The sequence below is a fragment of the Spirulina subsalsa CS-330 genome, from assembly GCF_028330765.1.
Classification (GTDB): domain Bacteria; phylum Cyanobacteriota; class Cyanobacteriia; order Cyanobacteriales; family Spirulinaceae; genus Spirulina; species Spirulina subsalsa_A.
The window spans coordinates 1-23,233 of sequence record NZ_JAQMTY010000161.1; the positions used below are offsets into that span (position 1 = coordinate 1).

At 56.6% G+C, this 23,233-nt stretch carries 21 protein-coding genes; 9 read left to right on the forward strand and 12 right to left on the reverse strand.

Translation table 11 applies throughout. From position 1 onward, the window contains the following. Nucleotides 1–236 precede the first annotated feature (236 nt). Nucleotides 237–956, reverse strand: coding sequence for a response regulator transcription factor (locus tag PN477_RS10840; protein ID WP_272119245.1), 720 nt, complete (start codon nucleotides 954–956; stop codon nucleotides 237–239). 306 nt (nucleotides 957–1,262) lie between these two features. On the opposite strand from PN477_RS10840, the gene PN477_RS10845 reads away from it, so the two are divergent. After that, nucleotides 1,263–1,883: a CPP1-like family protein gene (locus PN477_RS10845; RefSeq protein ID WP_272119247.1), complete on the forward strand. Its 621-nt coding sequence runs from the start codon at nucleotides 1,263–1,265 to the stop codon at nucleotides 1,881–1,883. Here PN477_RS10845 and PN477_RS10850 read toward each other — a convergent pair. From PN477_RS10850 to PN477_RS10860, 3 genes are all read right to left on the reverse strand, one after another. Next, the gene (locus PN477_RS10850; RefSeq protein ID WP_272119249.1) at nucleotides 1,875–2,582 is read right to left on the reverse strand and encodes an HAD family hydrolase; all 708 of its coding nucleotides are present in this window, start codon (nucleotides 2,580–2,582) and stop codon (nucleotides 1,875–1,877) included. The two genes, PN477_RS10845 and PN477_RS10850, sit on opposite strands and share 9 nt — an antisense overlap. A 140-nt stretch (nucleotides 2,583–2,722) precedes the next feature. Next, a complete protein-coding gene (locus PN477_RS10855) occupies nucleotides 2,723–7,255 on the reverse strand; it encodes an ankyrin repeat domain-containing protein (RefSeq protein WP_272119252.1) in 4,533 nt (1,510 codons plus the stop codon). An 82-nt stretch (nucleotides 7,256–7,337) separates the two neighbouring features. Beyond that, nucleotides 7,338–7,835: an HNH endonuclease gene (locus PN477_RS10860; RefSeq protein WP_072623103.1), complete on the reverse strand. Its 498-nt coding sequence runs from the start codon at nucleotides 7,833–7,835 to the stop codon at nucleotides 7,338–7,340. A 192-nt stretch (nucleotides 7,836–8,027) separates the two neighbouring features. On the opposite strand from PN477_RS10860, the gene PN477_RS10865 reads away from it, so the two are divergent. From PN477_RS10865 to PN477_RS10875, 3 genes are all read left to right on the forward strand, one after another. Continuing rightward, the gene (locus PN477_RS10865; protein WP_272147279.1) at nucleotides 8,028–9,560 is read left to right on the forward strand and encodes a tetratricopeptide repeat protein; all 1,533 of its coding nucleotides are present in this window, start codon (nucleotides 8,028–8,030) and stop codon (nucleotides 9,558–9,560) included. A gap of 236 nt (nucleotides 9,561–9,796) precedes the next feature. Further along, on the forward strand, nucleotides 9,797–10,981 hold the full coding sequence (locus tag PN477_RS10870; RefSeq protein WP_272119259.1) for an aldo/keto reductase: 1,185 nt from the start codon (nucleotides 9,797–9,799) through the stop codon (nucleotides 10,979–10,981). Between the two features lie 135 nt (nucleotides 10,982–11,116). Beyond that, a complete protein-coding gene (locus PN477_RS10875) occupies nucleotides 11,117–11,797 on the forward strand; it encodes a hypothetical protein (protein ID WP_272147281.1) in 681 nt (226 codons plus the stop codon). A 93-nt stretch (nucleotides 11,798–11,890) separates the two neighbouring features. On the opposite strand, the gene PN477_RS10880 is transcribed toward PN477_RS10875, so the two are convergent. From PN477_RS10880 to trmD, 4 genes are all read right to left on the reverse strand, one after another. Then, nucleotides 11,891–12,355, reverse strand: a complete 465-nt coding sequence (locus PN477_RS10880) for a divergent PAP2 family protein (RefSeq protein ID WP_272119263.1) — start codon at nucleotides 12,353–12,355, stop codon at nucleotides 11,891–11,893. A gap of 17 nt (nucleotides 12,356–12,372) precedes the next feature. Beyond that, nucleotides 12,373–13,299: a geranylgeranyl diphosphate synthase CrtE gene (gene crtE / locus PN477_RS10885; RefSeq protein ID WP_272119265.1), complete on the reverse strand. Its 927-nt coding sequence runs from the start codon at nucleotides 13,297–13,299 to the stop codon at nucleotides 12,373–12,375. Nucleotides 13,300–13,385: 86 nt separating this feature from the next. After that, nucleotides 13,386–14,162 carry a DUF3747 domain-containing protein gene (locus tag PN477_RS10890; protein WP_272119267.1) on the reverse strand — a complete coding sequence of 259 codons (777 nt, stop codon included), beginning with the start codon at nucleotides 14,160–14,162 and terminating at the stop codon, nucleotides 13,386–13,388. A gap of 87 nt (nucleotides 14,163–14,249) precedes the next feature. Beyond that, nucleotides 14,250–14,978 carry a tRNA (guanosine(37)-N1)-methyltransferase TrmD gene (gene trmD / locus PN477_RS10895; RefSeq protein WP_272147283.1) on the reverse strand — a complete coding sequence of 243 codons (729 nt, stop codon included), beginning with the start codon at nucleotides 14,976–14,978 and terminating at the stop codon, nucleotides 14,250–14,252. 81 nt (nucleotides 14,979–15,059) lie between these two features. Between trmD and PN477_RS10900 the strand changes: the two genes are divergently transcribed. The 4 genes from PN477_RS10900 (at nucleotide 15,060) to PN477_RS10915 (ending at nucleotide 19,573) form a co-directional block, all read left to right on the forward strand. Further along, entirely contained in the window at nucleotides 15,060–15,926 is an 867-nt protein-coding gene (locus PN477_RS10900) for a cyanophycinase (protein ID WP_417158794.1), read from the forward strand. Nucleotides 15,927–16,060: 134 nt separating this feature from the next. Continuing rightward, nucleotides 16,061–18,679, forward strand: coding sequence for a cyanophycin synthetase (gene cphA / locus PN477_RS10905; RefSeq protein WP_272119272.1), 2,619 nt, complete (start codon nucleotides 16,061–16,063; stop codon nucleotides 18,677–18,679). Between the two features lie 292 nt (nucleotides 18,680–18,971). Next, nucleotides 18,972–19,289 (forward strand): hypothetical protein, encoded by a 318-nt coding sequence (locus PN477_RS10910; protein ID WP_272119273.1) that lies wholly within the window; start codon nucleotides 18,972–18,974, stop codon nucleotides 19,287–19,289. 68 nt (nucleotides 19,290–19,357) lie between these two features. Further along, a complete protein-coding gene (locus tag PN477_RS10915; protein ID WP_272147285.1) occupies nucleotides 19,358–19,573 on the forward strand; it encodes a hypothetical protein in 216 nt (71 codons plus the stop codon). 319 nt (nucleotides 19,574–19,892) lie between these two features. Here PN477_RS10915 and PN477_RS10920 read toward each other — a convergent pair whose 3' ends face one another. Continuing rightward, nucleotides 19,893–20,537: a hypothetical protein gene (locus tag PN477_RS10920; RefSeq protein ID WP_272119276.1), complete on the reverse strand. Its 645-nt coding sequence runs from the start codon at nucleotides 20,535–20,537 to the stop codon at nucleotides 19,893–19,895. A 64-nt stretch (nucleotides 20,538–20,601) separates the two neighbouring features. Between PN477_RS10920 and PN477_RS10925 the strand changes: the two genes are divergently transcribed. Beyond that, a complete protein-coding gene (locus PN477_RS10925; RefSeq protein WP_272119277.1) occupies nucleotides 20,602–21,696 on the forward strand; it encodes a sensor histidine kinase in 1,095 nt (364 codons plus the stop codon). Nucleotides 21,697–21,731: 35 nt separating this feature from the next. Here the strand turns inward: PN477_RS10925 and PN477_RS10930 are convergent, their stop codons facing one another. The 3 genes from PN477_RS10930 to PN477_RS10940 form a co-directional block, all read right to left on the reverse strand. Beyond that, nucleotides 21,732–22,331 (reverse strand): GDYXXLXY domain-containing protein, encoded by a 600-nt coding sequence (locus tag PN477_RS10930; RefSeq protein WP_272119280.1) that lies wholly within the window; start codon nucleotides 22,329–22,331, stop codon nucleotides 21,732–21,734. 34 nt (nucleotides 22,332–22,365) lie between these two features. Then, nucleotides 22,366–22,491 (reverse strand): hypothetical protein, encoded by a 126-nt coding sequence (locus PN477_RS10935; RefSeq protein ID WP_272147286.1) that lies wholly within the window; start codon nucleotides 22,489–22,491, stop codon nucleotides 22,366–22,368. A gap of 69 nt (nucleotides 22,492–22,560) precedes the next feature. Then, nucleotides 22,561–23,088: a hypothetical protein gene (locus PN477_RS10940; protein WP_272119282.1), complete on the reverse strand. Its 528-nt coding sequence runs from the start codon at nucleotides 23,086–23,088 to the stop codon at nucleotides 22,561–22,563. Between the last annotated feature and the right edge of the window lie 145 nt (nucleotides 23,089–23,233).

The window sequence follows — 23,233 nt, forward strand, 5'->3', positions numbered from 1 at the left end:
AATTAAAGGACTCGCTGTCGCTCGATTTGTTTGTTGGTGCAAATTCATCTCGCCACTAAAAGGCACGTCCGCCGTTACCTTCGGTAACTCTACTCGGACTCGCTTTATAGTGGGAGTCTTCTTTGCACATTTAAGATAATGCTCCGCTTTTGTCTGTTCGGCTATCCCGTTGGGCTGCGAGGCCGTCCGCATCGCTGGGCGATTCAATAGGCTGTGACTAGGCGATCGGGGGGGCGTTAAGCGTCGGCATTGGCGACGTTGAACTTGTAGCCAAAACCGCGAATGGTGGTGATCAGGGAAGGTTGGGAGGCGTTGGCTTCGATTTTTTTGCGGATTTGGCCGATGTGAACATCCACAACGCGCTGATCGCCGAGGGAGGATTCGTCGTAGTCCCAGACTTCGCTGATTAATTGGGCGCGGCTGAGGGCTTTGTTGGGGTTTTTGGCGAGGTAATAGAGGAGGTCAAATTCTAAGGTGGTGAAGGGGACTTCGCTGCCGTTGACTTGGACGGCGCGTTGGAGGGGATCAATGGTGAGGTTTTCAAACTGGAGGAGTTTTTGGGTGATGGGCTGACTGACGGGGCGAATGCGTTTGAGAATGGCGCTGACCCGGAGTTCTAATTCTTGGAGGTCAAAGGGTTTGGTGAGGTAGTCGTCTGCGCCTTTGCGAAAGCCGATCGCTTTGTCTTCGGTGTCGGTGCGGCTGGTGAGCATGAGGACGAAGACATCAGTACGCTTTTGCATCTCTTCGCAGAGGTTGTAGCCGAGGGCATCGGGAAGGTTAACGTCAAGAATGACCAGGGCGGGGTTGAAGCGTTCAAAGAGTTCTAGGGCCGATTTCCCATCAGCGGCAGCTTCGACGTGATAGTCTTTCTGGCGAAGAAAGCGATGCACCAGATTGCGGATCGCCGGGTCGTCATCCACGATGAGGATCTTGGTGGTGGGGTCGGTCGCCATAGTTACTCTTTAGGAAAATTCAAACACACCGTTTTTGCGCGTTATCTGGGTGTTCACATTACGAGTGTACTCAGAATTTTAGACAAAAATACGGTGGAGTACGGAGAAGTGAGAAGATTGGACGGTCAAGGTACAGTTTTCGAGACAGTGAAGCACTGCGATCGCTTCAACGATTGTCGCAGATTGAGACGGTTCGGGCTACACTACTGAAAAGCTGATGCGGGCAACCGCTAGTCTGCCACCATCCCATTGAGATGGACGGGTCGGCCGACCCTCGTGAACTGATCTTCAGAGGTATTCCAAGAGATGAGCGAACAAAACTCCTATGAAATCCTGGGTGTAGCGACAGAAGCGTCCTTTGACGAGATCCAATCTGCCCGGACTCGCCTCAGTCAAGAATATAGTAGCGATCGCAAGCAGGTCGAAAAGATCGAAGCGGCCTACGATGCGATCATTATGGATCGCCTCAAACTCCGCCAAGAAGGAAAAATCAAAGTGCCCGAAGGCATCCGTTTTCCGGAACAAAAAAAACCCAAGCCGGCCCCCGTGGCGGAGTCATCCCCCTCGCCGTCTTGGCTCCAAGATTATCTAGACAGCCCTTCCCAGTGGGATATTGTGATTCCGGCGATGGTCTTTGGGGTGGGAGCGGCGTTGACGCTCTTGGCCCAAAGTCCCAATGATCCGGTGCTGGCCTTGGTGTTTACCTTTGGGCTGGTGGGGAACGTCTATTTCATCACCCGCAAAGAAAAGCGGTTTGGCCGGGCGCTGCTGATTTCGCTGTTGGCGATCGTGGTGGGCACGACAATCGGGTCACTGTTGGCCAATTTGAGCGGGGTTCCCCTGGGCAATGGGGGGTTATCGGCGGCCCAAGTGGTGAATGTGGTGACGTTGGTGATCTTTTGGCTGGTGAGTAGTTTCCTACGGTAGGGGCGATCGCGTCAGCGACAGGGGCGGACAGATGATTTCGAGGGCGGCGGCCAGGTCAGCGACGATGCGATCGGGGTAGTAGCCCGCGAGACGTTCGCGATCGCGAATTCCCGACAACACGCCAATCACGGGAATATTGTGGGTCTGGGCGGCCACAATATCCGCTTCAGTATCGCCAATCATCCAGGTTTTTTCCGCCGGGGGGAGTTCCGCGAGGGCCTGGGCCATCAAGAGCGGTTTATCATTCACATCCCCGGTTTTGCTGTAGGTGTTGCCGATGCAGTAGCGTTGGGCGGGGGGGAAGAAACGGCCCAGATCGTAGCGGTCGAGGGGGATGCTCAGTTCTCGCTCGCGGCGCATCGTGAGGATGGCGAGATCAATCCCGTAGGCCTGGAGGGTTTCGAGACTTTCCACGGCGCGGGGAATGAGGCGATCGTGGATCAGATAGGGAACCTGATGCACCAATTCCCGGCGCAGGTGGGCAAAGTGGCGGGCCTGGTCAGGATCGAGGCCGGAACGCTGCCCGATGGCACGTTCGGGGACTTTGGCCCGCTTGCACCGCCAAAAGTCCGGTTTGGAGAGGAGGGTGACGGGTTGGTCTGGCGCTTTGGCGCGTTCTAGACAGAGTTGATAGACGTGGTAGTACCGTTCGGACACGTCCATAATGGGGCCATCGAAATCAGTGATCAGCCTCAGCATGGGTTTTGGATCTTCCTCGCAAATAGGGATTAGGGGTTCAAGAGCTTGACGGTGAAGGACTCCCAAGGTGAAGGAAATCTTGCTTTCGTTTTATAGCAAAAGTTCGCTCTTTGGGGGTGAATGGGCGGGGGTTGGATGGCTCAGGAATCTTGTTGTTCAATGGCTTGCTCGATGAGGCGAACGGCTTCGGCGCGGTTTTGGCGTTGGGCGTATTCGAGGGGGGTTTGTTCGTTGTGATCGGTTTGGTTGAGATCCGCGCCGGCTTCGAGGAGGGTTTTGAGCATGGGGATGCGATTGTGGCGCACGGCGGTATGGAGGGGGGTGGTGGCATCGCAGTCTGCACAGGTGGCGTTGAGGTCGGCCCCGGCGGTGAGGAGGAGTTGAAAGAGGTCGGGCTGATTGGAGGCGATCGCCCAATGTAACGGTGTGCCGTGGTCAGGGGAACGGGCGTTAATGTTAGCACCGGCATCGATCAGGGCTTGGGCGATCGCCACCTGTTGGCTGTGGTGGAGAGCGGTACGGGCTTCGGGGTCACGCTGATTCACGTCAGCCCCTTGCGCGATCAAGGATTCCACCCACGGCAGTTGATCGGCCTCCACCGCGAGGATCAAGAGACTTCGCCCCTCGGCATCGGTGTGGTTGAGATTCGCGCCAGTGGTGAGGAGACGCTCAACGAGGTCAAACTGTTCGGCGGCGATCGCACAGTGGGTTAAGGGCAGGCGGTTGTTATGGAGAAAAATCCCATTGGGGTTGCCGCCCCGTGCTAGGTAGGGGTCGAGGGTTTCGAGGTGGCTACAGAGGTGAGCGGGGAGAATGCCGAGATAGCTCGGCACGGCCCATTTATAGGCCGTCAGGGTGAAGAGTGCCGCCAGGATTACCCCTTGACTGAGGCTTTTGCTGTGAATGCCGGTGCGAATCAGATGCCAGAGTTGGGCGATCGCCACAATCCCCACCGTCACCCCCGCCCCGATCACAGGGGCCACCCCGCCCCAGGTGATCAACGCTTCCATCGCCATCCCGGCCCCAGTGGCGATCGCTAAAATCCCCAAACCGCCCCAGCCCCCCCAATAGCGGCGCAGGGCCTGACAGACCCGCAACCCCGGCGGTGCTGACACCACCGTCATCGGCCGCAAGCCGAGGGCCGCCCCCGACAGCATCAAGGCAGCGATCGCCCCCCACACCACCGCCCCCAAGGACGACCAGCGCACCGTCGCATCCACCACCCCCACCAGCACCAACACCCCCGACGCAAACAGCGCCCCCAACTGCACCGACGGATTCCCCACCTGCCGTCCCCAAAAATACCCAAAGATCGACAGCATCACCCCCGCCGCCAGCAAATACGCCTGGGGTGTCACCCCCACCCCACTAAAAATATCCAGAGCCGCCGCCGTCAACGCCCACACCAGCCCCCACCACACCCCTAAAAACCCCCAGGGGAAATCCTGCCACCGTTGTCGCCAGGACACCGTCAGCGACGCGGGTGTCGCATCGGCTTGGTAGGGGGTTTGGCGGGTTAAAAAGGTCTCTAGGTAGGGGCGCACCCCTTCATCCCAACCCGCTGGGGGCTGTTCCGATAATTGCCAATCCAGGGCCCAGAGTTTGCCATAGCCATTGGCCATGGTGGTCAACGCATAGCGGCTGTCTGGACTGAGGGCAACCCCCGTTACCGCTGTCCCCGGTACATCGAGGGTAAAGACACAATCCCCACTCAACACATTCCAGAGGCGGGCCGTCTGGTCGGTGCTGCCGGACAGGATGTGGTGACTATCCCGGCTAAAGGTGGCGGCGGTGACGGCTCCACTGTGGCCCCGCAGGATGTGCAGCCGTTGCCCTAACCCCACCGACCACAGGATCAAGGTTTGGTCTTGGCTGGTGGAAACGAGGTAGTGACCATTGGGACTGTAGGCGATGGAGGTGAGGTTGGATTGGGGGGTGGTGACGGTTTGGAGACATGTCCCCGTGGCGATTTCCCACCGTTTCCAGGTATTGCCTGCCCCGGCGGAAACGCAGTACAGACTATCCGGGCTAAAACAGAGGGCTTGCACCGCCTGACTATGGGCTTGCCAATAACGGACGCGGCGGCCGGTGGTGAGATCCCAGAGGGTGAGTTCACCTTGGGCCGTGCCGCCCATGAGATAATGACCGTCAGGACTTTGGGCAAGGCTGACACAGTAGAGGGATTGGGTATCGAGGGTTTGGCGTAGAGCGCCGGTGTCCGCATCCCACTGTTGGAGGCCGCTGGTGCGGCTGCTGGTGACGACGCTTTTGCCGTTGGGGCTGATGTCGCAGCAGTCAAGGTAGCCTTTGGGGTTGCCGACCACTTGGCTGAGGGTGCGATCGGGGGTGATGTGCCAGCGTTTGACGAGGCCATCTTGACTGCCGGTGAAGGCTTGGCCGTCGAGGCTGAAGCGGGCGGTGTGGATGCTGCCGATGTGGGCGGTGAAGGTTTGCAGTTCCCAGCAATGGGCGATCGCTTGCCTGGGCAGGTGGGTGTAGAGGCTCGTCCAGAGGTCAAAGGCGCGGCGGTCTTGGCGATAACTGGGGAGCGATCGCACGGCCTTTAACTGGTGCCAAGCTTCGATCCATTGCGATCGCTGGAGGGCGGTTTCAGCCTTGGCAATGCCCTCTTGATACTGCTGGAGGGTGGTGGATTGGGTGGTGATGGATTGGGCGGTGCAGAGGCGGAAGGGGGCTTGGTAGGCAATCTGTTGTTGGTCGATCATCCAGAGGGTAAGCTGTGGGCCACCGACGAGAACCTGTTTCCCATCGGGGCGCAGGGCTGCCACGCTGGACGGGTGATCCGTGAGCGATCGCAACCATTGCCCCGTTGCCAATGACCACAATTCCACCCGCTGCCCCGCCACGAGGCACACTTGGCCATCCTGACTAATCCCCAGCGAATGAATCCCCGCTGGGGTTCCCGTCAGGGTCATCACCACCTGGCCCTGGAGCGTTCGCAGGGTGACTTCCCCCGCACTGGTGGCCGTCAGACAATGCTGACCATTGGGATGGAGGGCGATCGCGCTCACGGCTTGGTCAGGGGCGATCGTGCCTAAACAGGTTTCCCGGTAAATATCCCACAGACGCGGCTGCGAACTGACCGTGACCCCAGAGGAACCCTGGGCCGTGAGGGCGATCGCCGTGCCATCCCCATGGCAGACAAACAAACAGGCCCCCGTCGCCACCTCCATAATTTGCAGCATCGTCGCAGTCTTGCGCAGGAAAAACCGACTATCCGGACTCCAACGCTGCTGCACGGCGGTGGGGGTTGGGGCCAGGCCTTCCCATTCTTGGAGTTGGGGAAAGGTGCAAAGACATTTCCCCGTCATGCGGCTCCACAGTTTCAGGGTTTGGCGATTGGTTTCGGGGTGATGGGCGAGGGAAATAACGTAGCAGCGATCGGGGCTAAATTGAGTCAGGGTAATCCGTTCCCCCGGATGCCCGGAAAGGCGGTGGTGCTGTAGGGTGCGGCATTCCCACAACACTAGGCTGCCGTCTTGATTCCCCCAAATGGCGTATTGGCCGTCATCGCTGTAATGCAGAGTGGCGATCGCCTCCCGCTGGAGCACTTGCCCGTTGGCATCATCGGTTTGGGGGTTGGTTTCTTGGGCGAGGGTGTAGGCGGCTTGGAGGGGGGGTGATAGGTTCGGATTATGCAGCCGGTAGCGATCAAGCGCCGCCTTGGCCGACCGGGGATCATTGCGTTCTAAATGCAGCAAACCCACCAGATCCGCCGCTGTGGGCGGAAAGGTTTCCAACGCTTGGCAGATTTGGGATTCAGTGATTTGGCGCGATCGCCACAGCCAGAGCAGCCGGTTATAGGTGGCCGCCGGATGATCGGGGGTAACCTGTCGCGCCTTATCCCACAGCCGCAGCGCATCCTGGGGCCGGTTCAGGTCAATTAGCGCCACGCCCTGGTTATTGTAATTCTCCGCCTGCCACTGTTTCGCCGTGGGGGCTTGACGGGTATAGGGGCGATGGCAGAGTTCATGGTACTGCCCAATGAGCCGTTGGATACACTGTTGCAGGGTCGGGGGGCGGTCGGTCTGGCATTGTTGAAACAGCGTTTTCAGTGGGGCGGGCAAAAACTCCGGCCCCGGCGCGAGATCGAGAATAATTTTCACCCACTGGCGGAGGTCATCCACCGGCCGCCCCACGGTGGGATAGTGCAGATCCGTCAACTTCACCGTGCCTTGTCCATCCAGGAGCAGATTCGAGGCCTTGAGGTTGCCGTGGACTAAGCCTTGGCGGTGGAGATAATCTAACCCCCAGGCGGATTGAATGGCGATATCTAGCACCTGTGGGAGGGCGATCGCATCGGCACTCCGGGACAATCGCCCCGTTTGCATCCATGTTTGCAGACTTCCCGCCGCCAAGTATTCAGAGAAGATAATTAACTTCCCTTGCCATTGCCGCACATAGTAAAAGCTCGCCAGATGGGGATGCAGTCCCAGTTTGAGCCAGATTTTACACCGCTTCCGAAAGGCTTCGACCGTGGCTTTGGTCTGTTGGGGCGGTGACCAAACCTTCGCCACCATCGCCTGATGCCAATGGCGATGGTAAACCTGATAGGTGAATCCCGATTCCTGTTCTCCTAGAACTTCAGCGACCCGATACAGGTTAAGGAGGGTTTCACCAACGTTCCAGTGATCCGAAACCTGCACCTGCATTGTTGACTACTGCTCTCTTGCGATCGTGATTTAAATCCTGATTGTAGCAAGGGCGTGGCAGAGATGGGACTCGCAGAACTGCTTAGACCCCAATCACATACTTTTTCCATTCAATGTTGCGGCCACTGCGAATATACCGAGCAATTTCAAAATGGAGGCTACTGTACGGACGGCGGGGGATGGATTTAAGCTGCATTTGGGCTTCGTCCGGGGTGCGGCTCCCTTTTTTGACATTGCACCGCACACAGGCCGCCACCAAGTTTTCCCAACTATCCGGCCCGCCCCGCGATCGCGGACTGACATGATCCAGGGTTAAATTGTCGCCCCGATAGTCACAATATTGACAGGTGTGATTGTCCCGTTCAAAAATATTCCGGCGGGTCAAGGGAATTTCTTTATAGGGAACCCGCACATAGTAGCGCAGCCGGATCACGGTGGGATGGGGAAACCGGGTATAGAGTTCCGTGGTCGTGTATTCAAGTTGTTCTGCCTTGCCCTTCAGCAGTAAGACAACCGCTCGCCGCCAACTCGTGATGTTGAGTGGTTCATAGGAAGCGTTTAGCACCAGAACCTTGCTCATGGGGCCCCTCTGCAACCAGAATTAATGATTAGGTGGGTGATTGAAATTTACCCCAAATGTTAGCATAGGTCTCTAATTCGGGGGCCAACCCTACCGGGAGAGAACAATCCTGGCGCGATCGCAATCTGCCCAAATCCCAGCGTTAAACTGGTGGGCATGGCCAATCCACCCGAAACCAGGAAATTTTTAGCCATGGATTTGCGATGTTGTCTTCAGAAATATGCTGCCATTGTGGTTGCCACTGCCTTGTTTTGGGGAGAAGCTCCGTGGGTTGGATCGGCTGCCATCGCGTTGGATCACCCCACGACTCACGCCCAAGTCTGGCCGGATTTAGACAATCCTGATGCTCAGATGATTGTGTTTGCGGACATGTTGTTAAACATGGATCTCACCGCCGATGCGATCGCCATTTACGAACAACGCTACACCCGCTTCATCGAGCAAGGCGAACCCGACAGCGCCGCCCTCACCCTCCTCAGCCTCGGCGATCATTTTGCCCTCCAAGGACACCTCAAAGACGCTATTCCCTATTACCAACGGGTGACAACCATCACCGATGCCACCCTCAGTGCCTGGCTCATCCGTGATGCCCAAGATAAGATCGGCACAGCCCATTTAGCCCTCGGTGACTTCGATGCAGCCCGTCAGAGTTACGAAGACCGCCTCGCCCTTGAACGCAGCATCGAAAGTTCATGGGCCGAAACTGAAACCTTGAGTAAACTTGGCCTCGTTTATCAACTCCAAGGCCACCTCGATTTAGCCCTCACAACCTATCAGCAAGTTGTCCAATTCTATGACCGCACCGAGATGAATTCCTATTCAGCGCCCGAAGTGCTGAATCGCATCGCAACCATTCATCAACAACAGGGCCAGGTTGAACCCGCCCTCGCTGCCTATCAAAAGGCGCTCAAGATTGCCCGCCGTGATACCTCAGACCCCCAAGCGCCCCACATTACCAATCAAGTCTTAAGCCTCGAAAACATCAGCGCCCTGTATCAAGCCCAGGGCCAACCGGATCGCGCTCGTCGCTACCAAGAGGAAGCGCAGGCTGTGCTAGATCGGTTTGGGCAGCCCGATGCGGGGGGTGTGCCCTATCCCTTGGAATTGATCCTAGCGTCCATTGGCGAGTTTTATTTAGTCGGGCAGGAGAGCGATCGCGCCCAATCCTACTTCGACCGCGCCGTTGAACAAGCCCGCACCTCTCGCAACCAAGACTATGCAGAACTCTATATCCTCAATTTTATCGTCCTTGCCTATACCAAACAAAGCCAATTTGCGGCCGCCATTCCCTACCAAAAACAACTCATTCCGATTTTTCAAGCCATGGACCTATGGGGCAGCGCGGCAATCATGTCTCAAAATCTGGGTAATCTCTACGCCGAAATTGACCAAACCGAGCCAGCCCTAGCGGCCTACAACGATGCCGTGATCTGGTTTCAAGAAAATCAAGACTACGGCGAATCTAGCGTCTCCATCGGCCATATTTTCAAACAAAAGGCCCGCCTGTATGAGCAGCAAAACCAGTGGGAACCGGCCGAGTCAGCCTACCAAACGGCACTTCAGCACTATGAAGCCTCCCAAACGCCCTTGGGCCAAATTGTTGTCCTCGAACGGTTAGCCCACCTCAGCGCCCAACAGGGAGAATCCCAGCAGGCGATCGCCTATCAAAACCAAGCCCTAACCCTCCGTCGCAGCCTCGATTTACCCTGGGCCTCAATGCCCTAATCCCCATCGCCCCTTGAACCGGTGGAAAGATCAGCGGTCCCCGCAGCGATCCACCCCTAGGATTGCGACCCGTCACGGGGGCATTAATGACCGTGCGGTATAATTCGGGGAGCATTTTCAGCGGTGGGGAGTTTGCGAGAATTGCCCCATTGTTAGGGGGCTGGGGTCACGTTTCCGCTGGTGATCTGGCGTTGAGTCTCTCGGTAAATGCAGAGTTTTTTAGATCGTGAATCCTGATGCAATATCGTCGTTTTGGTCGCACTGAACTATCCATGCCCGTCTTTTCCTGCGGGGGAATGCGCTATCAACACAAATGGCAAGACACGCCCTGGGCCGAGATTCCCAATGAAGGTCAGGCGAATTTAGAGGCAACCATTCGCCGGGCGCTGGAGTTGGGGATCAATCACATTGAAACGGCGCGGGGCTATGGCACTTCGGAACTGCAACTGGGGCGAATTTTGCCGACTTTGCCCCGTGAGCAGATGATCGTACAGACGAAAGTTTCACCGAAGCCGGACGCGCAGGAGTTTCGCGACACCTTAGAAAAATCCCTCCAGTTGTTGCAGTTGGACTATATCGATCTGCTGGGAATTCATGGCATTAATACGCCGGACAATTTGACGGATACGATCCGGCCGGGGGGCTGTTTGGATGTGGTGCGGGAGTTTCAGTCCCAGGGGCGGATTCGCCATGTGGGGTTTTCGACCCACGGGCCGACGGATGTGATCTGCCGGGCGATCGCAACGGGTTTGTTTGACTATGTGAATTTGCATTGGTACTACATCAATCAAGGCAATTGGCCGGCGATTGAGGCGGCCCAAGGGCAGGATATGGGGGTATTTATTATCAGTCCGTCGGATAAGGGGGGACACTTGTATGCACCGCCGCCGAAGTTGGTGGAGCTTTGTGCGCCGCTGAGTCCGATGGTGTTTAATAATCTGTTTTGTCTGTCCCATCCGGAGGTGCATACCCTGTCGGTGGGGGCGGCGCGGCCAACGGATTTTGATGAGCATTTAAAGACGTTGCCGTTGTTGGAGCAGGCGGGGGACTTGTTGCCGCCGATTCTGGAGCGGTTGGAGCAGGAGGCGATTCGCTGTTTGGGGAAAGAGTGGGTGGAAACGTGGGATCAAGGGTTGCCTGATCCCCACCATGTGCCGGATGAGATTGGGGTGAAGACGATTTTATGGTTGCGGAATTTGGCGATCGCCTATGACATGGTGGACTATGCCAAGGCGCGGTATAACCTGTTGAATAATGGTGGCCATTGGTTCCCCGGTAAACAGGCGAGTGATCCGATCGATCGGAGTCGCATCGAGCGATCGCTTCAACATAGCCCCCACCGTCAAAAAATCCCGGCACTCTTAGAAGATGCGGCGCGACGTTTGGGGGGTGAAACGGTGCAGCGATTGTCCCAACGTTGAGGGCGACAGGATGCGGAATCTGCGGCCGTTGGGCTGAGGGGTTTGCTAGCGTGGGAACATATTGCACCGCGATCGCACCTTAGATCGTCAGTGCGAATGATCTCAATTCGCCTTCAGTCCATTACTCCCCATGACATGATGCAACACCCTATAACAGTTTGTGGTCTTGGCTTAAGTGCGCTGATTTTGCCCTGTCTTTTGCAGGGGTCGCCGGCGATCGCCATTGATCCCGGCCCCATCACCCCCCCTGCTAAAATCTCGGCAGTACAGATCGCCCAAGCCCCCGCCGAGACTGCGCTCAAATTAACCTTGGCGGATCTGCCCCAAGGCTTTATCGAACCGCCCCCCGCTGTTGCCGCCCAAATGGTGCAACAACTCGAAGCCCTCAGCGGTCAATTTCAGCAAAGTGGTGTCAGTCCCGAAGACTTTTATGTCTATATTCACCCCACCCGCTTGCAAGTGGTGGTGGGGTTCAATGGCGTAGTCAGTGATCGGGAACTGTTTGACTATTACCTGACCCAATCCCAACAGCCGGAACAGCAAATCAAAATCACCGAATTAATCCAACAACGCCTCGCCCCGATGGATGGCATTGATCTCACCCGCTATGAAACCCTAGAAACGGTGAACGGGGTGGGCGATCGCGCCGCCGGGATTCACCTCGGCTTGACCCTCTACGATACCCAATTCAGTAGCGATCTCGTCACGTTCCGGCGGGGGAATGTGGGGCTGTTCACGGCGATCATGTATCCCCAAGATCAAACCCCCCTCGTAGAATTGTTAACCCTCGCCACCACCCTCGATCAGCGCATCTAAGCCCTGATTGCTCACCCAATCGGGATTTTAAAGCCCTCTCCCACGGGAGAGGGTTGGGTGAGGGCAATGGATCACGATCAGCAGGCGAGGAGGCTACACCGGCGTAGCCATCATCCCCGCCAACAGTGAAATGCTAATCCCCAACGCCAAGCCCATCAAGACTTGAAACGGCGTATGGCCGAGGAGTTCCTTGAGGCGTTCTTCGTTGAGTTCTTTGCCTTCTTGGAACATTTCGTCGAGGATTTGGTTGAGGATGCGGGCTTGTTTCCCGGCGGCTTGGCGAACTCCGGCGGCATCGTACATGACAATCACCGCAAAGATAGCTGCGATCGCAAACTCCGCACTATTCCACCCTTTTGTTTGTCCAACCCCCGTCGCCAAGGCCGATACCAGCGCCGAGTGTGAACTGGGCATTCCGCCGGTGCTGAACAGGTGGCGCACATCCAAACGCTGTTTTTGAATCAAGCTGATAATTAACTTCAGCACCTGAGCAATCAGACAGGCGATGATCGCCACCAGTAGGGCGTGGTTACTGAGGATCGAATTAAACTCTTGCATTGTGTTTCCGTTGCCCTCTAATTCTTACGCGCCGTGATGAAGTGAGCGATCGCAGCGAGGGGCGCGGCATCGGAGCCGTAGGGGTCGAGTTGTGCGATCGCCTCCGTCACCAAACGATCCGCCTCCTGACGCGAAGCCTCCAACCCCCACAAACTGGGATAGGTCGCCTTTTGCGCTTGTAAATCTTTCCCGGCGGTTTTTCCCAATTCAGCTTGGGTCGCCGTAATATCCAAAATGTCATCAATAATCTGGAACGCCAAGCCAATATTTTGGGCATAGCGCGACAATCGCTGTAAATCAGCATCCCCCGCCCCGGCCAAAATTGCCCCACAGGTCACACAAGCCTCTAGCAGCGCCCCGGTTTTATGGGTGTGGATAAAGGTCAGCATCTCAGCGGTGACATCGGGTTTTCCTTCCGATTCCAAATCCATCACCTGGCCCCCCACCAAGCCCGCTGCCCCCACAGCCCGCCCCACATGGGCAACTACTTTCAACACTTGGGCCGGCGGCACATCGCAGGTCTGGTCGGCAATATATTCAAAGGCGTAGGCCAAGAGCGCATCCCCCGCCAGAATCGCAATATCATCGCCGTAAACCTTATGGTTCGTCAGTTTGCCGCGCCGATAGTCGTCATTATCCATCGCGGGTAGATCATCGTGGATCAGCGACATGGTGTGAATCATCTCCAGGGCGCAGGCGGTGGCCATGGCCATCGCTTCCGTGCCGCCGAGCAGTTCACAGGTCGCCAAACAAAGGATGGGCCGTAACCGCTTCCCCCCCGCCAGCAGCGAGTAGCGCATCGCTTCGTAGATTTTGGGCGGTTCTGCCGTCGGGACAGATGCCGCCAATGCCGCTTCTACTTTAGTTTGTTGCTGCTGAAGATAAGCAGCCAGATCAAAGTCTGGTGCTGGGGTTGCGGCTTGTTGTTCATCCGTCGTGACCATGCCCAAAAGTAACCCATGGAAAATTTGCTCCCCTCATTCTACAGGGATTGGGAACCGCCCACCAAACGGCGAGAGTCCGGTGGGGGTTAGAGGGTGGGAATGCGTCGCTCTGGCGGGGGGAGGGGGCGATCGCTCGGTGCCGGATTCGCGGGCGGACTGGGTAAGGGGCGTTGTTGGGGCAGTTGGGGAGCGGGGGCGGGGCGGGGCGGGAGGGGGGTAATGATAATTTCACGATCCGCCGGGGGCAAAGAATCCGACGGCAGGGGGCCGCTATTAATCCCCACGGGGCCACCACTGGGCACGGACACCAACTGGGGATCACCGGTTAAATAGATGTGACCCAAGGGGCGATTTTGATAGGTGCGGCGGGTCAGTTCCCAACCCTCATCGAGATGGATTTTGAGATAGCCATCGGCGAGGCCACGGGTGCGGCCAATGGGAATCCGAACGTTGGGTTCGCGGGGGGAATTGGCCATTAATACCAACTCGTTACCTTGGGGCACGACGGAGAGAATAAAGCGCCAGCCGAGGTCTTCGCTGCCAATGCGTAACGAGTAGCCGTTGCTGTCGGTGAGACGGTTACAGATGTCGCTGAAGTCAAAGTCAAAAAGGAGAGGATCAACCCGCGTCGGTTCGCCGTCATATTCTTGCCAGCAGGGCCGACGGTTGGACAGTTGTTCAAGGATCAGTAACTGATAGCTGCGTTTTTCCACGCCAAAGGGGGATGCGAGTAAGATAAAGCGGCGTTCATCGACCCGTTGATTGTCAAAGGTCGCGGCAGAACTGGGAGGGGTCAACAGGGGACTGGTGAGACAGAGGCCGCAGGCGGCGAGGGCGGTGAACCAATGGCGCAGGTTGAACATTAAAAACTACCTCAATACAACAATCTCGATACAACGAATGACAGCGGAGCATCACGCTTCGGACTGTAATCACACTACACCCAGGGGTTAAGGTGAACCGGACGAGTCGGGAGCAGCGGGGGGGGCTTGGGCTTGACGTTGCCAGGCGGCCCAGAGATCGGGGCGACGTTGGCGGGTGCGGTGGTGTTGTTGTTCGGTGCGCCATTGCGCGATCGCAGCATGGTTACCAGAACGCAACACCTCCGGCACGTCCCACCCCCGAAAGGAAGCCGGGCGGGTGTATTGGGGATAGTCTAACAGCCCAGCGGCAAAGCTTTCCGTTTTCAGGGATTCGGTTTTACCCACTGTGCCCGGTAGGAGGCGCGTCACGCCATTAACCAGGGTTAACGCCGGAATTTCTCCCCCCGTCAGTACAAAATCTCCCAGGGAAATTTCCCGCGTCGCTAAATGGCGAATCCGTTCATCAAACCCCTCGTAATGTCCACAAATCAAGATGAGCTGATCGTAGTCGTGGCTCAGGGTGGTGAGGAGTTGATGGGTGAGGGGTTCCCCTTGGGGGGACATTAGGATAATGTCGCGACGGGGCAGGCAGGGCAGGGATTCGACGGCGGCAAAGATTGGGTCAGGCTTGAGGAGCATGCCAACGCCGCCGCCGTAGGGTTCATCATCGACGCGGTGGTGTTTGTCGGTGGTGAAGTCCCGTGGATTGGTACAGATTACCTCAGCGATCTGATTCTGGAGCGCTTTGGCCAGCAGCCCCGATTGCAGGGGGGAGGTGAAAAAGTCGGGAAATAGGGTGATGAGATCGAAACGCATGGAGTTGATGGGGATTTCGCGAAATTCAGAGTTTTCGATAAACTGTATAGTCATGTATTCGGCTGAAAAGCGATACCATAGATGCTGCAAACCGAATCGTATTCTCCAAAGACCCAGATGCCAAAACCAACAAAGACCGCAATCCTCGTGATCGGTGGTGCGGAAGACAAGGTTCATGGACGAGAAATTTTACATACCTTTTTCAACCGTTCCGGGGGCAGTGATGCGGTTATCGGCATCATTCCATCGGCATCGCGGGAACCTGTCTTAGTTGGCGATCGCTATCGACAAATTTTTTCCGACATGGGGGCGCGGCGGGTCGAATTGATCGATATTCGCGAACGTAGTCAAGGAGAAGATTCCTACTACCTAGAATACCTTGAAGACTGCACCGGCATTTTTATGACCGGTGGCGATCAACTCCGCCTTTGTGGGTTGTTGGCGGAAACTCCATTTATGGAGCGTGTCCGGGAACGGGTTCAACAGCAGGAGCTCAGCTTGGCCGGCACCAGTGCCGGGGCAGCGGTGATGGGCCATCATATGATTGGCGGCGGCGGCAGTGGCGAATCGCCCAACCGTGCCCTCGTGGACATGACCATGGGCTTGGGGATCATCCCGGAAGTGATCGTCGATCAACATTTTCATAACCGGAACCGCATGGCACGGCTGCTGACGGCGGTGGCCATTCATCCCGATCGCATCGGCATCGGCATTGATGAAGATACCTGCGCCATGTTCGAGCATGATGGCTGGTTAGAGGTGATTGGCAAAGGCAATATCACCATTGTTGATCCGCAGTCTTTGTCCCACACCAATCAACTGGATGTGAGCGTGACTGATCCCCTCAGCCTCCATAGTTTACGTCTCCATATTCTGTGTCACGGCGATCGCTTCCATCTCCATCAACGTCGTCCTCTCACCCCCATGACCGGCGAAAAATCAGCCTAGGCAAGCCTGATCGAGCCTGGTCTTGACACCGCCTTGGGAAACTGTTCCCTATGAACAGTCTGGCAACTTTTCCACAAGAGACACTATCCCATGGCGAAATCCGTGCGTCTTCCTCATCCTATTTTTAATCCCCTATGAAAATCCTCAAGACTCTCACCCTACGTGGCCCGAACTATTGGAGTATTCGCTACCCGAAGCTGATTGTGATGCGTCTTGATCTTGAAGATCTCGACGAGGTGTATTCCAACCAAATTGAGGGTTTTTATGATGGTCTCTGTGATGTTCTGCCCAGCCTGATCGAGCATTACTGTTCACCGGGGTATCGGGGTGGCTTTCTCGAACGGGTGCAAAACGGGACATTAATGGGGCATATCATCGAACATGTGGCCCTCGAACTCCAAGAAATGGCAGGGATGACAGCCGGGTTTGGGCGAACCAGGGAAACGGGCGATCGCGGCGTTTACAATGTCGTCTTTGAATATGTCGATGAGCAGGCCGGCCGCTACGCCGGCCGCGCCGCCGTCCGCCTCTGTCAAAGCATCGTAGACACCGGAACCTATCCGGACTCCGAACTCGAACAGGACTTAGCCGATCTACGCGAATTAGCCGCCAACGCATCCCTTGGGCCCAGCACCGAAACCATCATCACCGAAGCCGAAGCCCGGAAAATCCCCTGGCTCAACCTCAGTGCGCGAGCGATGATCCAACTGGGCTACGGGGCCAACTCCAAACGCATCCAAGCCACCCTCTCCGACTACTCCAGCATCCTCAGCGTCGAACTCGCCTGCGACAAAGAAGGCACAAAACTCATGCTCCGGGATGCCGGCATTCCCGTGCCCCGTGGCACCGTTATTCGCTACATCGATGAACTGCAAGATGCGATCGACGACGTAGGCGGCTATCCCATCGTCCTCAAACCCCTCGACGGCAACCATGGCCGCGGCATCACCATCGACATCAATAGCTGGGACGAAGCCGAAGGAGCCTACGACCTCGCCAGCGAAGCCTCCAAAACCCACTCCGTCATCGTCGAACGCTATTACCAAGGCAGCGATCACCGCATCCTCGTCATCAATGGCAAAGTGGTGGCCGTCGCCGAACGGATTCCGGCCCATGTGGTGGGTGATGATCACCTCACCATCAGCGAATTGATCGATCGCACCAACGAAGATCCGCGCCGAGGCGAAGGCCACGACAACGTCCTCACCAAAATCAAACTGGACAAAACCGCCACCGATGTCCTCGCCCGCCAAGGCTACAGCCTTGACAGCATCCCCCCCGACGGTGAGCGCGTTTACCTGCGGGCCACGGCCAACCTCAGCACCGGCGGCAGCGCCATCGATCGCACCGACGAAATTCACCCCGAAAACATCTGGATTGCCCAGCGGGTCGTGAAAACCATCGGCCTCGATATTGCCGGGATTGATGTGGTCACCTCAGACATTAGCAAGCCCCTGCGGGAAACCGATGGGGTGATTGTGGAAGTGAACGCTGCCCCTGGGTTTCGGATGCACGCGGCCCCCAGTGCCGGGCTACCCCGGAATGTGGGAGCCGCCGTGTTAGATATGCTCTTTCCCGATGGTACGTCTCCCCGGATTCCCATCGTGGCGATCACCGGCACCAACGGCAAAACCACCACCACCCGTTTAATTGCCCATATTTTCCGCCAAACGGGTAAAACCATTGGGTTTACCACCACCGACGGCATTTATGTGGGGAATTACCTCGTGGAAAAAGGCGATACCACGGGCCCCCAAAGTGCCCAGGTGATTCTGAAAGACCCCACCGTCGAGGTGGCGATTTTAGAAACGGCACGGGGAGGCATTTTGCGATCGGGTGTGGCGTTTGATCAATGTGATGTGGGGGTGGTGCTGAATGTAGCGGCGGATCACCTGGGGATTGGTGATATTAATACCGTCGAACAGATGGCCCATGTGAAAAGTGTGATCGCGGAAGTGGCTGCGCCCAGTGGTTATGTGGTGTTAAATGCCGATGATCCGCTGGTGGCGAAAATGGCGGAACGGGCCAAGGCGAAGATCGCGTATTTTTCCATGGACCCGGACAATCCGGTGCTGCAAGATCATCTGCGGCGGGGTAAGTTGGCGGCGGTGTATGAAAATGGCTATCTCTCAATCATGGAGGGGAATTGGACGCTGCGGATTGAAGAGGCGAAGAATATTCCGATTACCTTGGCGGGGATGGCTCCGTTTATGATTGCCAATGCTCTGGCGGCTTGTTTGGCGGCGTTTGCCCAAGGGGTGGATGTGGAGGAGATTCGCCAAGGGGTGCGCACGTTCCAATTGTCGTCGGAACAAACGCCGGGCCGGATGAATTTGTTTGATCTCGATCGCTACCATGCCTTGGTGGATTATGCCCATAATCCGGCGGGCTACGAGGCCCTCGGTGGTTTTGTCAAAAACTGGCAGGGTCAGCGGGTCGGCATTGTGGGCGCACCGGGCGATCGCCGCGATGAAGATCTGATCCTGTTGGGTGAACTCGCGGCGGATATGTTCGATCGCATTTTGGTCAAAGAAGACCAAGACCGACGCGGCCGGGCCGAGGGAGTCGTGGCGGATCTGATCGTGCAGGGGATTACCCAGGCCCAGCCCGATGCTCGCTATGAGGTGATTTTGAATGAGGAAAAAGCGATCGCGGTGGGGCTAGATGAAGTGGAAGATGGGGGGTTAGTGGTGATTACGCCCGAAATTGTATCGAGTGCGATCGCCTTGATCGAAGCCCGTCAACCCCGTTAAGATCCGCCGCTGCATCACCCATGAGGAGCGATCGCATTGAGGTTTTCCTGGAGAGAACCTCCGGTTATCACACCACTGAGCGATTCTCCATCCGGAGAATCGCTTGTTAAGATCAAGATAAGCTCGGTCAATCTGCTGAAACTGGATATCCCGATGCGCTTGACGGTGGTGTGAAGAAGCAAAAAATACGGTATGTGCCGTGGATACCGATGGCGTGGACGGTGAACCCGATCCATGTTTCTACGTCAAAGAATATACCGAGTGTTGTTTCGTGACTGCTGAGATCTTCTCTATGAAACGCCCTACTTTTTTCCTGGTAACCTTGATGAGTGCGATCGCGATCGCACTCCCGACCCTGTCTCAGGCTCAAACCGTCTCCAATGCGTCATCCTACCCAGTTCAAGAGCGGAGCAGCTTTATTAATAGCTGTGCCTATGGTCGGGGGGCTGAGGTGCGGGCGGTCTGTGAATGTACCTATCGCCGCATCACCCAACAATACAACTACGAAGAATACCAAACCATCTATCGCCGCGTTGAACAAGGCAGCCCCCTCCCGGAAACGATTGTGGCCATGATTCGCGATTGTCGGCAGGCAGCCGGTAGCCGCTAACCTGAAAGAACATGACAGCGATCGCCCTCGACCCGTACACTAAAAGCGATATCGTCTCAATTTTTGCCATGACCTCCGAACCCAATGCCCCCGAAACATCCCCCCACGACCCTGAAACCACACCCCAAGCCCCCGAAACCCCCAACGAACCCCTCCCCAGTTTCGGCTTTAACCTCTATGCCGAAAAAGTCAACGGTCGTTTTGCCATGATTGGCTTTGCGGCCCTGATGCTCCTCGAAATCATCACCCACCAAGATTTCTTCACCTGGCTCGGCTTGCGGTAGGAGAATATGGGGCTGTGCGCCCCTTGCCTGTCTTGCGTGAACTGTCGAAAACGATCCATAGCGGTTTTCATAAACTTGAGGTACGAAGATCCCCCTCAATCCCCCTTAAAAAGGGGTACGAAGATCCCCCTCAATCCCCCTTAAAAAGGGGTACGAAGATCCCCCTCAATCCCCCTTAAAAAGGGGGAAGTGGTGTTCTCATCCTTTCGCAATCTGCTATATCGTTGGGAGCGATCGCCGACTCATCACCCCATAGAAAAACTGCACTGGAGTTGTTGTCAACCCCAGTGCAGGACGAACGAACCCCAGAAAGCAAGGCTTACAACGCTAGATCATTGATGAGCGTTACATCTAAATCTTCATTGGGATCAACCGAATAGAACGTTACGGACTTGCGGCCTAAAAGCAAGCCGCCCAGCGCCCCAGCCCCAGCACCGCCCAAAATTTCCCCCAAGGAAATCGAATTATCGCCCGTCAGCACGGACAACACCGAAGCGGCCGCCGCCCCGATCGCAGCCCCACGGAGAATGTCATCCCCATCGGCTCCTTTTTTCACCTTTTCCGTGGTGGTGACATAGGCAGAATTGCCATCGAGCACGAGGCGATTGGGGCCCACGAGAATTTCTTGACCGATAAACCGTGCCCCTTCATCCTCCGTCACTTCCATATAGCCTTCGATCACCGTTCCCTTGGCGAGGAGAATCCGATCATTGCGATCGCGCACATTTGACGACAGCACCAACGTATAGGGCAAGGGTTCTTCCTCATCCATCGTCAATAAAATTTTCTCTGTTTCCGGATCAGCGGAATCCATCGGCAAGATGGTCCCCGCCGGAATCGTTGCCCGCGAAATGTCCGGCAACCGTTGCGCCGTTGCCGAATCCAGGAGGGGCAAGAGGCCGCCCACGCTCAATGTTGCGGTGAGAAGGGTTGCGGTGGTGTTGCGCCAGGTGAATGAGATCATGGGAAGCGTTACTGTAGGGGTTGGGTAGTTCTGACGAAGCTGCACGCGATGGAGTTCCACGACAATGGCACGATTTAGGCTCAGTACCCGGCTGCTGCTCTCCCATCTCTTGGTGATGGTGGTGGGGCTAGGGACGTTCACGTTGATTGCTAAATTTTCCTCGCCCCGGTTTTTTGTGTTGCGCTTGGAGCAGTTGGAGCAACGGGGTTTAGTGACGGTGCGATCGGCTCGTACCTATTTAATCGACGGGTTTGAAAGTGCCTGGAATAGCAGCAGCCTCTGGTCGGTGATCATTGGCGGCACGACGGCGGGCGGCCTGAGTTTGTGGCTTTCCCAGCGCATCACCCAACCCCTCGGAACCATGGCAACGATCACGCAAAAATTCGCATCGGGTCAACTTCAAGAACGAATGCCGACGACGGAAATCCCTGAATTAAATGAACTGGCCCAAAGTTTTAACCGGATGGCCAACAGCTTAGAGGGGGTGGAAAAACGCCGCCGGGAACTGATTGGCGACCTGACCCATGAGTTGCGCACGCCCTTAACGGTAATGCGCGGTTATCTAGAAGAACTCTCGGATGGGGGGCTAGAACCGTCGCCGGAACTTTATCTGCGCTTGGTACGAGAAACGAAACGTCTTGAACGCTTAACCCACGATTTACAGGAACTCTCTAAGGCGGAGGCGGGCTATTTGCCGATTCAACTGCAACGGGTGGAGTTGTTGCCGTTGTTGCGGGGGATGGTGGAACGGTTTCAGGATCAGTTGATTGATGATAATCCCCGGTTGCGGTTGGATTGCCCGACGGACTTGCCGATGGTGTGGGCGGATTTCGATCGCACGGAACAGGTGGTGATGAATTTGGTGGGGAATGCGCTGCGCTATACGGAAGCGGGCGAGATTACGCTCAAAGCTTGGGGGGCAGATAAGTGCGTCTGGGTGGCGGTGATTGATACGGGGGTGGGGATTGCCGAGGCGGATTTGCCCTATGTGTTTGAACGGTTTTGGCGGGCGGATCGATCGCGATCGCTCCATTCCGGCGGCACGGGGATCGGGTTGGCGATTACCCGCCGTCTGGTGGAACTCCAAAACGGCCAGATTGAAGTCGAAAGCGAGCTAGACCGGGGCAGCACGTTTAAGTTTTGCCTTCCTGTTGCCTAGCTGTTGCGGTGTTGCGCTGGAAAGTTGCGCCGGGATTAGAAGCGATAGGCGCGATCGCCCACCCACAGCGTCACGGGTACGGATGCCCCATTGTCCCGCACCCGAATTTCTACCCCCATCGGCGGATTGTTGCCAAAACGACGATTGAGATCGGTGATTTCATCGTTGATGCGATCGCGCTGATCTTCGGGCATATAGTACCGTTCCAATCCATAGGCCACTTGGTTGTACTGCAACACCCCTTGTAACGTCACCTCATCTGCATCAAGATCATCCGGGGGCGTGAGGCCAATGGCCACGGGCTGCCAAGGGGCGGGGCGTTCCGTGGTGGACGGTTCAACGGGAGTGGTGAGGGTGAGATAAAAGGAGATGGCGCGATCGGGCTGTTGTTCCTGGGCTTGATACACCCCATTCCATCCCGGCAACGTCCGCAAGTTGTCTAGATTGGAAATTTGGTAGCTCAGGGTTTGGGAATAGCCCCGCAAGAGGTCATAGGGATCAACGGGCACGGTTTGAAGCATCACCGTTTCCCCCGCCACATAGGTCAAAATTGCCTGGCTTGGCAGGCCAATAATTAACGCAATTTGCGCCGCCAATGGCAGCCAAAATCGCCAGGAAGCTGGGGTTGTAGCCATGGGAAATCCTCCAATCAAGGGATACGGCTTCACTCTAGGACTTTTTAGCGGTTGCGATCGCTCTCCTCAGCCAGTTTTTAAGGTTGGCCTTAGCCGCATTCCCCATGGCATGGGTTTGGTCACCAAACCCGGATTGGGCCGTCGTTCGCTTACCCTTCAACGACCCTCAGCGCGGGGGTGCTCATCAATCCACACCAGCGATCAATGGATTGGGGATCACAGCAGAGGATCACAGGCGGTTGCGGGTTTTGAGGCGGAGGTATTGGTCGATCAGGGGGTCGGTGATGCGATCGGCGGGGGCATCGAGGACGAGGACACCCTGACGTTGGAGGGTGGCGAAGACGGCTTCGCGTTGGGCGAGGAGGTCGAGGGCGATCGCTTGCTCGTAGGCGGGGGTGAGGGTGGTGGCGGTTTGGTGGGCGCAGCGGTCTACTTGGGGGTCGCGGAGGGTGACGCAGAAGGGGAGATAGCGGGGGGTGAGGCGGGTGAGGGCGGCGAGGAGTTCAGCGGAGGCGGTGCGATCGATGATGTCGGTGAGGAGGACGATCAGGGCGCGGCGGGTTTGGTGGCGGACGATCTGTTGGATGGTGCTGAAATAGTCGGGTTCGGTGAAGGTGGGTTGGAGGGGGGTGAGGCGTTCGATCAGGGGGGCGAGGTCGAGGTGAAACTGTCGCGTTGAAACGGAAAAGGCCGATGGGGGGCGATCGCAGACCCTCAACCGCGCTGGAAATTTGCCCGCCGTCACGGTCATCGTCACGGGATTATCAAAAAAATGGGTTTAAAACCTCGTCTTTTTAAGACGGCTTTGGATTAATATAGAGACGGTTGAGATCCCCAAGGTGGGCGGTTGTGAAGCGGCTTTTAGTCGGCACCCTCGAACCTGAAAACTCCTAGAGAGTAAC

Bases quoted from the DNA above. Each gene is read 5' to 3' on its own strand.
- PN477_RS10840 (WP_272119245.1), bottom strand. From the start codon at position 956: ATGGCGACCGACCCCACCACCAAGATCCTCATCGTGGATGACGACCCG.
- PN477_RS10845 (WP_272119247.1), top strand. From the start codon at position 1,263: ATGAGCGAACAAAACTCCTATGAAATCCTGGGTGTAGCGACAGAAGCG.
- PN477_RS10850 (WP_272119249.1), bottom strand. From the start codon at position 2,582: ATGCTGAGGCTGATCACTGATTTCGATGGCCCCATTATGGACGTGTCC.
- PN477_RS10855 (WP_272119252.1), bottom strand. From the start codon at position 7,255: ATGCAGGTGCAGGTTTCGGATCACTGGAACGTTGGTGAAACCCTCCTT.
- PN477_RS10860 (WP_072623103.1), bottom strand. From the start codon at position 7,835: ATGAGCAAGGTTCTGGTGCTAAACGCTTCCTATGAACCACTCAACATC.
- PN477_RS10865 (WP_272147279.1), top strand. From the start codon at position 8,028: ATGGATTTGCGATGTTGTCTTCAGAAATATGCTGCCATTGTGGTTGCC.
- PN477_RS10870 (WP_272119259.1), top strand. From the start codon at position 9,797: ATGCAATATCGTCGTTTTGGTCGCACTGAACTATCCATGCCCGTCTTT.
- PN477_RS10875 (WP_272147281.1), top strand. From the start codon at position 11,117: ATGATGCAACACCCTATAACAGTTTGTGGTCTTGGCTTAAGTGCGCTG.
- PN477_RS10880 (WP_272119263.1), bottom strand. From the start codon at position 12,355: ATGCAAGAGTTTAATTCGATCCTCAGTAACCACGCCCTACTGGTGGCG.
- crtE (WP_272119265.1), bottom strand. From the start codon at position 13,299: ATGGTCACGACGGATGAACAACAAGCCGCAACCCCAGCACCAGACTTT.
- PN477_RS10890 (WP_272119267.1), bottom strand. From the start codon at position 14,162: ATGTTCAACCTGCGCCATTGGTTCACCGCCCTCGCCGCCTGCGGCCTC.
- trmD (WP_272147283.1), bottom strand. From the start codon at position 14,978: ATGCGTTTCGATCTCATCACCCTATTTCCCGACTTTTTCACCTCCCCC.
- PN477_RS10900 (WP_417158794.1), top strand. From the start codon at position 15,060: ATGCTGCAAACCGAATCGTATTCTCCAAAGACCCAGATGCCAAAACCA.
- cphA (WP_272119272.1), top strand. From the start codon at position 16,061: ATGAAAATCCTCAAGACTCTCACCCTACGTGGCCCGAACTATTGGAGT.
- PN477_RS10910 (WP_272119273.1), top strand. From the start codon at position 18,972: ATGAAACGCCCTACTTTTTTCCTGGTAACCTTGATGAGTGCGATCGCG.
- PN477_RS10915 (WP_272147285.1), top strand. From the start codon at position 19,358: ATGACCTCCGAACCCAATGCCCCCGAAACATCCCCCCACGACCCTGAA.
- PN477_RS10920 (WP_272119276.1), bottom strand. From the start codon at position 20,537: ATGATCTCATTCACCTGGCGCAACACCACCGCAACCCTTCTCACCGCA.
- PN477_RS10925 (WP_272119277.1), top strand. From the start codon at position 20,602: ATGGCACGATTTAGGCTCAGTACCCGGCTGCTGCTCTCCCATCTCTTG.
- PN477_RS10930 (WP_272119280.1), bottom strand. From the start codon at position 22,331: ATGGCTACAACCCCAGCTTCCTGGCGATTTTGGCTGCCATTGGCGGCG.